The sequence below is a fragment of the Caulobacter sp. genome (genome assembly GCF_035254145.1).
In the GTDB taxonomy this organism is placed as follows: domain Bacteria; phylum Pseudomonadota; class Alphaproteobacteria; order Caulobacterales; family Caulobacteraceae; genus Caulobacter.
This window is the reverse complement of the sequence record NZ_DATFAV010000137.1, coordinates 1-7,405: the sequence shown is the minus strand read 5'-3', so window position 1 is coordinate 7,405 and position 7,405 is coordinate 1. Positions and strand designations below refer to the sequence as shown.

Below are 7,405 nucleotides of genomic sequence, written 5' to 3'. Positions count from 1 at the left end.
TCGACGCTGCCGCCCGGATAGGTGATCTCGTAGGGGCTCATGGTGGCGTCGCCGACGAAGATCACCTTGTAGTCGGCCGGGAACTTGTGAAGCACGTCGAAGGTCGGGATCTTCTCGGTGTGGCGGCGCTTGTTGTCCTTCCAGACCGTCTCGTAGAGGCAGTTGTGGAAGTAGTAGAACTCCAGGTTCTTGAACTCGGTCTTGGCCGCGCTGAACAGCTCCTCGCAGAGCTTGATATGGCCGTCCATCGACCCGCCGATGTCGAAGAAGATCAGCACCTTGATGGCGTTGCGGCGCTCGGGGCGCAGCTGGATGTCCAGATAGCCCTTTTCCGCCGTGCCCTTGATGGTGCCGTTGAGGTCCAGTTCGTCGGCCGCGCCGGTGCGGGCGAACCTGCGCAACCGGCGTAGGGCGACCTTGATGTTGCGGGTGCCCAGCTCGACCGAGTCATCGAGGTTCTTGTACTCGCGCTTGTCCCAGACCTTCACCGCCCGGCCATGGCGGCTCTTGTCCTGGCCGATCCGCACGCCTTCGGGATTGTAGCCGTTATTGCCGAACGGCGAGGTCCCGCCCGAGCCGATCATCTTGTTACCGCCCTCGTGGCGCTTCTTCTGCTCGCGCAGCCGCTCCTGCAGGGTCTCCATCAGCTTCTCGAAGCCGCCCATGGCCTCGATCTGAGCCTTTTCCTCGTCGGTCAGGAACTTCTCGGTCAGGGCCTTCAGCCATTCCTCGGGAATGTCGGCGGTCAGGCCCTCGTTGACGGTTTCCAGGCCCTTGAAGACGTGGCCGAACACCCGGTCGAACTTGTCGAGGTTCTTCTCGTCCTTCACCAGGCTGGCGCGCGACAGGAAGTAGAAGTCCTCGACCGTGCGGTCGATGACGTCCTTGTCGAGGGCCTCCATCAGCAGCAGGTACTCGCGCAGCGAGACCGGCACCTTGGCCTGGCGGAGCTCGGAGAAGAAACGAAGGAACATCGGCGCGGCTTTCGAACAGGTGTTCGGATTGTGGAGGCGATCGCGGGCCGGCGCAATCCAATCCTCCCCTAGCGGGGGAGGTGGCGCGAAGGGCCGGAGGGGGAAGTGCTTGAGCGCTTGCCACTTCCCCCTCCGTCGTCTCTTCGAGCCGACACCTCCCCCGCTAGGGGGAGGATTATGAAAACGGCTCAACCCCGTCGCAGGATGAACTCCAGATCCTTGGTCTCGCCGACCGGGAAGAAGTACTCCCCGACCTTCGTGAACCCCAACCGGCCGTAGAGCCGCTGAGCGCCGAAGTTCTCCGACCAGACGCCGATCCACAGCGGGCGGGGGCCGTCCTTTTCCAGCCAGTCCAGGGCCGTCTCCAGCAGGCGCGAGCCCCGGCCGCCGCCTTGTCGCGCCTTCAGGACGTAGATGCGCTTCAGCTCGCCGTCGCCGGGCTTCACGTCGTCGTGGGGCAGGTCGCAGGGACCGGCCAAGGCGTAGCCGATCGCCTCTCCGTCCTCGTCCTCCAGGATCCAGGACGCCTTGTCCGGATGGGCCAGGTCGTTCCGTGTCCGCTCCAGGCCGTAGGCGTAGGCCAGGAAGGTCTCCAGATCCTCGGGCGGATAGAGGTGGGCGAACGTTTCGGTGAAGGTGCGGGCGCCCAGGCTGGACAGGGTGTCGGCGTCTTCGATCGTGGCGCGGCGGAGCTTGTCGGTCATGGCCTCCTTGAGTAGCCGCCGCGAGCCCGGCCTTCAACGGCGCCGGGGGTCTTGCGAAACGATTGGGCCGGCTCGCGCCAGGGCTCGGGTTGTGTCATCGCCCGCGGAGGGCTACGACCACCAAGCGCCGGGGCGTTCCGCCGCCGCGCATGCACGCGCTCTTCAGGAGGGATGAGAGGACGGAACGACCGCTTGGCCGACCGCCTTCTTCTCAACATGGCCGACGTCACGACCGCCGACCAAATATCCCCGCCCGTCCGTCCGGGCGTCATCACCCTGGCTCGCCACGGCGAACCGGCCTTGTCGCGCAAGGTCAGGCTCAACGCACCGGAATACGGGATCTGGTGGGGACGCTACGAGGAAGGCGGGCTGAAGGACGGACAGGTCCCTCCGCCAAACCTCGTCGAACTGGCGCGCGAGGCCGACGTCGTCATCGCCTCGATTCGCCGGCGCTCGATCGAGACGGCCCGCGCGGTGGTGGGCGACCGGGCGTTCGCGACCGATCCGACGTTCATCGAGGCGCCGCTGCCGCCGCCGCCCTGGCCCCGCTGGATTCGCATGTCGCCCAAGCGGCTCGGCTTCTTCGCGCGGTTCTGGTGGTGGTTCTTCGACAACCACGGCGGCCAGGAAACCCGGGAGGCGGCGGAGGTCCGCGCCGGCCAGGCGGCCGACCTTCTGATCGAGCTGTCGGACTCCGGCCAGGACGTCCTGGTGCTCGCCCACGGGTTCTTCAACTGGATGATCGCCCGCGCCCTCAAGCAGCGCGGATTCACGAAGCTGGTCGACCAGGGACATGGCTATTGGAGCATCAAGCGCTTCCGCCGCGCCTGAGTTCAAACCCTCTTCCCTTAAGCACGCCCAGGCTCTACGCGGTTGTCGGGGACCCTGCGGGCCACTAGGCTGGAGCCCGTTCACCTGAGAGTTGAGATGACCGACGCTACGAACCCTTCCGCCGCGGACCTTTCGGGTCTGAGCTTCGAGCAAGCGCTCGCCGAGCTGGAAAAGATCGTGGCCGAGCTGGAGTCCGGCCAGGCCCCGCTGGAGCGGTCGATCGACATCTACGAACGCGGCGCGGCCCTGAAGGCCCACTGCGAGAAGAAGCTGGAAGCCGCGCGCCTGAAGGTCGAGAAGATCGTCCTCGGACAGGGCGGCGCCGTCTCCGCCGAAGCGGCCGAGTTCAACTGATGCGGCGTTTTCGCCCAACGACCAAGGGGCCGAAGATCGAGGGGAGCCGCCCTTGAACGATCTCGCTCCCTCCGACCTGGCCAGGCGGATTGTTCAGGCCGCCGACATCGTCACCGTGGCGCTCGATGAATTGTTGCCGCGCGCCGACGGGCCCGAAAGCCGCCTGACCGAGGCCATGCGCTATGCGGCGCTGGGACCGGGCAAGCGCCTGCGTCCGTTCTTCGCCCTCGAGACCGGCAAGATGTTCGACCTGCCCGAACGGCCGGTGCTGCGCGCGGCCTGCGCGCTGGAGTGCATCCACGCCTATAGTCTGGTGCATGACGACCTGCCGGCGATGGACGACGACGACGTGCGTCGCGGCCGTCCGACCGTGCACAAGCAGTACGACGAGGCCACCGCCATCCTAGCCGGCGACGCGCTGCAGACCGCGGCCTTCGAGATCATGGCCCATCCCGACACCCACGACGACGGCCATATCCGCTCGGAGCTGGTGCGCAAGTTGGCGATCGCCTCCGGCGCCAAGGGCATGGCCGGCGGCCAGATGATCGACATCCTGGGCGTTCGCGACGACCTGGGCGCGGTGGCCCGAATGCAACGTCTGAAGACCGGGGCCCTGATCGCCTTCGCGTTCGAGATCCCGCTGATCATCGCCCGCGCCAAGGAGGTCGAGCGCGCCGCCCTGATGGCCTTCGCCCAGGACCTGGGCCTGGCCTATCAGATCGTCGACGACATCCTCGACGCCGAGGGCGACGAGGAGACCCTGGGCAAGGCCGCCGGCGGCAAGGACGCCGCCAAGGGCAAGGCCAACTACGTCACCCTGCTGGGACTGGATGCGGCCAAGGAGCGCGTGACGCTTCTCGCCGGACAGACACGTTCCCATCTCGAAATTTTTGGCGAACGAGCCGAACATCTCCGCGAAAGCGTTGATTTCGTGCTGGACCGCCGCAACTGACCGCGCTTTTTTCCGATATGTCATCCAAAACGCCTCTGCTCGACACCATCGCCTCGCCCGCCGACACGCGGGGGCTCTCCGTCGCGGAGCTCAAACAGCTGGCGGCGGAAGTGCGCGCCGAGACGATCGACGCGGTGTCGGTGACGGGCGGCCACCTGGGCGCCGGCCTGGGGGTGGTCGAGCTGACCGTGGCCCTGCACCACGTCTTCGAGACGCCCAAGGACATCCTGATCTGGGACGTCGGCCACCAGGCCTATCCGCATAAGATCCTCACGGGCCGCCGCGACCGCATCAAGACCCTGCGCCAGGGCGGGGGCCTGTCGGGCTTCACCAAGCGGGCCGAAAGCGAATACGACCCATTCGGCGCGGCCCACGCGGCCACCTCGATCTCGGCGGCGCTGGGCTTCTGCGCCGCGCGCGACGCGAAAGGCGAGGACAACAGCGTCATCGCCGTGATCGGCGACGGCTCGCTGGGCGCGGGCATGGCCTATGAGGCGATGAACGCGGCGACCGACACCACCAAGCGCCTGATCGTCATCCTCAACGACAACGACATGTCGATCGCCCCGCCGGTCGGCGGCATGAGCGCCTATCTGGCCAACCTCGTCTCGGGCGGCGCCTACCGCTCGGTGCGCAAGCTGGGCAAGACGGTCGTCGAGAAGCTGCCGACGCCGATGCGCGAAGCCGCCCGCAAGGCGGAGGAATACGCCCGCGGCATGGTGACCGGCGGCACCTTCTTCGAGGAGCTGGGCTTCCACTATGTCGGTCCGATCGACGGCCACGACATGGACGCGCTGGTCAGCGTGCTCAAGAACGCCAAGGCCTTCGGCGATAAGCCGGTGCTGGTCCATTGCGTCACCCAGAAGGGCAAGGGCTACGCCCCGGCCGAGGGCGCCGACGACAAGCTGCACGCGGTGGCCAAGTTCGACGTGGTCACCGGCCAGCAGCAGAAGGCGGCCGCCGGCCCGCCCAGCTACACCAAGGTCTTCGCCCAGGAGCTGATCAAGCAGGCGCAAAAGGACGACAAGATCGTCGCCATCACCGCCGCCATGCCCTCGGGCACGGGCCTGGACCTGTTCGGCAAGGCCTTCCCCGAGCGCACCTTCGACGTCGGCATCGCCGAGCAGCATGCGGTGACCTTCGCCGCGGGCCTGGCCGCCGACGGCATGAAGCCGTTCACGGCGATCTATTCGACCTTCCTGCAACGCGGCTACGACCAGGTGGTGCACGACGTGGCCATCCAGGGCCTGCCGGTGCGCTTCGCCATGGACCGCGCCGGACTGGTCGGCGCCGATGGGCCCACCCACGCCGGCAGCTTCGACATCGGCTTCATGGGCGCTCTGCCGGGCATGGTGCTGATGGCCGCCGCCGACGAGGTGGAGCTGGCCCGCATGGTCGCCACCGCCGCCGCCATCGACGACCGCCCGAGCGCCTTCCGCTATCCGCGGGGCGAGGGCCTGGGCCTGGACATCCCCGCCAACGTCGACCCGCTGGAGATCGGCAAGGGCCGCATCGTCCGCGAGGGGACCAGCGTCGCCATCGTCTCGTTCGGCACGCGCTTGTCGGAGAGCCTGAAGGCCGCCGATCTCCTGGCGGCGCGCGGCCTCTCGGCCACCGTCTGCGACGCTCGCTTCGCCAAGCCCCTCGACATCGACCTGCTGCTGCGCCTGGCGCGCGAGCACGAGGCGATCGTCACGGTGGAGGAGGGCGCCATGGGCGGCTTCGGCGCCTTCGTGCTGCAGGCCCTGGCCGAGCACGGCGCCTTCGATCGCGGCCTGAAGATCCGCACCCTGTGCCTGCCCGACGTCTTCCAGGACCAGGACAAGCCCGACGCCATGTACGCCCAGGCGGGCCTGGACGCCGAGGGGATCCTGCGCGGGTCGCTATCGGCGCTGGGCATGGACAATATCAGCGCGGCGGGCGCGGGGCGGCGGGCCTAGCGTCCACAAAGCCTAGAGATCGCCGAGGACCGGGATCAGCTGTTCACCCCTTCGTGCGAGCGCTCCATGGCGCGCTTGTAGGCGTCGCGGCCGGTGGTGCGGGCGAGATAGGCCTGTTCGACGTCGCCCAAGGTGACGCCGCAATTCCGTTGACCCAGGTTCAGGGCGTAGGTCACCGAGATGTCGGCGGCCGTGAAAGCCTCTCCGGCCAGGTAGGGCGAGTGGGCAAGCCGTTGGCTGACCAGCTTCAGCCGCTTCTGGAACGATTTCAGGCACCAGGTCGCGCCCCAATTCTCCCGCTCGGCCTCGGGCGCGACGAAGCGGCTGACGACGACGGGCATCATCAGGGTCGCGAGGCCGGCTTCGCCCAGGTGCAGAAATTGCTGGTAGGCGGGGAAGGTCGGATCGTGCGGCGCGGGCGCCAGCGGAGTCGGCCCGTAGCGGGCCATCACATACTCCATGATGGCGATCGACTCGACCATGACGACGTCGCCGTTCTGGATCGCCGGGATGTAGTCGGCGGGGTTGATCGCCAGGAACGCGGGGTCCTGCTCGGCGGCCAACATGTCCACCTGCCGTATGCGGTAGGGAAGGCCCATCTCCTCCAGCACCCATACGACCCGGATCGATCGCGAGGTCTGTCCGCCCCAAACGGTGATCATGCGCGGCGCTTTCCGAATGTGACTGAGGGGCGACGGTAGGGGATCTTATATGACTCTGGCGCGCCAGACATACGTGAAGCCAGGCGCATGGGAGGCTAGGCCCCGCAGGCCTTGAAGAACGCCCGCACGTGGCCGCGGTCCGCTGAACCCGCCGACAGGTTGTGGCGCTCGCCCTTCGCCAGCAGCGCCAAGTCGCCTGACTTGCGGAATCCGTCCAGAGCCGGGGCGCTGGTCGTCCCGCGCGCCTCCAGCAGGCCTTCCTGGCTCATCGCGTCCTCGACCCTGGCGGCCTTGAAGCGGCTCTCGGCGCGACCCGAGGCGAGCACCAGTTCGCCACCCGACAGGCCGGCGGCCGAGACGTCGACCTGATCCTGGCCGGGTCGGCAGCTGATCATCAGCACGACGTCGTCGCTGTTGGGACGACCATAGGCGAGCCGAGGCGCGTCCTGGTCTTCCTCCAGATAGGCCCAGCGATAACCGTCCAGCGCGACCTTCTCGTGCGCGCAGCCCGCGAGCGTGGCGGCCAGACCCAGGGCGGCGAAGGCGATGATGCGGGACGCCATGGCGGTCCTCCTCGCCCGATCAACGCCGCGCCCGCCTGAATGGCTCCTGAAGACGGAACGGGCGCGGAAGCCTCTCGGCCGCCGCGCCCGTGAAGCTCAGGATCGCGCCGCGCTTAGAACGGCGAGAACTTTTCGACCAGCGACTGGCCGGCCGGGGTCTTTTGCACGCGGCTGATGTCGCCGCGGCCGCCGTAGCTGATGCGGGCCTCGGCGATCTGGGTGTGCTTGATGGTGTTGGCCGAGGAGATGTCCTCCGGACGCACGATGCCGGCCACGGTCAGCTGGCGCAGTTCGGCGTTGGTGCGGACCTCCTGGGTGCCCTGGATGACCATGTTGCCGTTCGGCAGCACCTGGCTGACCACGGCGGCGATCGTCAGGCTGATCTTTTCCGAGCGCTGGACGCTGCCCGCGCCGGCGTTGCTGCT

9 protein-coding genes are annotated in these 7,405 nt (G+C 67.7%); 4 read left to right on the top strand and 5 right to left on the bottom strand.

What is annotated here, in order from left to right; all coding sequences use genetic code 11:
* Window positions 1-974: VWA domain-containing protein (locus tag VJ655_RS08200; protein WP_324110575.1), on the bottom strand; the 974-nt coding region annotated here is incomplete at its 3' end.
* A gap of 188 nt (window positions 975-1,162) precedes the next feature.
* Entirely contained in the window at window positions 1,163-1,678 is a 516-nt protein-coding gene (locus VJ655_RS08195) for a GNAT family N-acetyltransferase (RefSeq protein ID WP_324110574.1), read from the bottom strand.
* Between the two features lie 171 nt (window positions 1,679-1,849).
* Here VJ655_RS08195 and VJ655_RS08190 point away from each other — a divergent pair, with 171 nt between their 5' ends.
* From VJ655_RS08190 to dxs, 4 genes are all read left to right on the top strand, one after another.
* Window positions 1,850-2,509: a histidine phosphatase family protein gene (locus VJ655_RS08190; RefSeq protein ID WP_324110573.1), complete on the top strand. Its 660-nt coding sequence runs from the start codon at window positions 1,850-1,852 to the stop codon at window positions 2,507-2,509.
* 96 nt (window positions 2,510-2,605) lie between these two features.
* Window positions 2,606-2,863, top strand: a complete 258-nt coding sequence (locus tag VJ655_RS08185; protein ID WP_324110572.1) for an exodeoxyribonuclease VII small subunit — start codon at window positions 2,606-2,608, stop codon at window positions 2,861-2,863.
* 52 nt (window positions 2,864-2,915) lie between these two features.
* Window positions 2,916-3,815, top strand: a complete 900-nt coding sequence (locus VJ655_RS08180; protein WP_324110571.1) for a farnesyl diphosphate synthase — start codon at window positions 2,916-2,918, stop codon at window positions 3,813-3,815.
* Between the two features lie 17 nt (window positions 3,816-3,832).
* Window positions 3,833-5,755 (top strand): 1-deoxy-D-xylulose-5-phosphate synthase, encoded by a 1,923-nt coding sequence (gene dxs / locus VJ655_RS08175; protein ID WP_324110570.1) that lies wholly within the window; start codon window positions 3,833-3,835, stop codon window positions 5,753-5,755.
* A 35-nt stretch (window positions 5,756-5,790) separates the two neighbouring features.
* Here the strand turns inward: dxs and VJ655_RS08170 are convergent, their stop codons facing one another.
* The 3 genes from VJ655_RS08170 to VJ655_RS08160 form a co-directional block, all read right to left on the bottom strand.
* Complete coding sequence (locus VJ655_RS08170; protein ID WP_324110569.1) at window positions 5,791-6,417, bottom strand: glutathione S-transferase family protein; 627 nt, start codon at window positions 6,415-6,417, stop codon at window positions 5,791-5,793.
* A gap of 95 nt (window positions 6,418-6,512) precedes the next feature.
* Window positions 6,513-6,980 (bottom strand): hypothetical protein, encoded by a 468-nt coding sequence (locus tag VJ655_RS08165; RefSeq protein WP_324110568.1) that lies wholly within the window; start codon window positions 6,978-6,980, stop codon window positions 6,513-6,515.
* 113 nt (window positions 6,981-7,093) lie between these two features.
* Window positions 7,094-7,405 (bottom strand): flagellar basal body L-ring protein FlgH (locus VJ655_RS08160; RefSeq protein WP_324110567.1); only part of this gene is annotated, 312 nt, incomplete at its 5' end.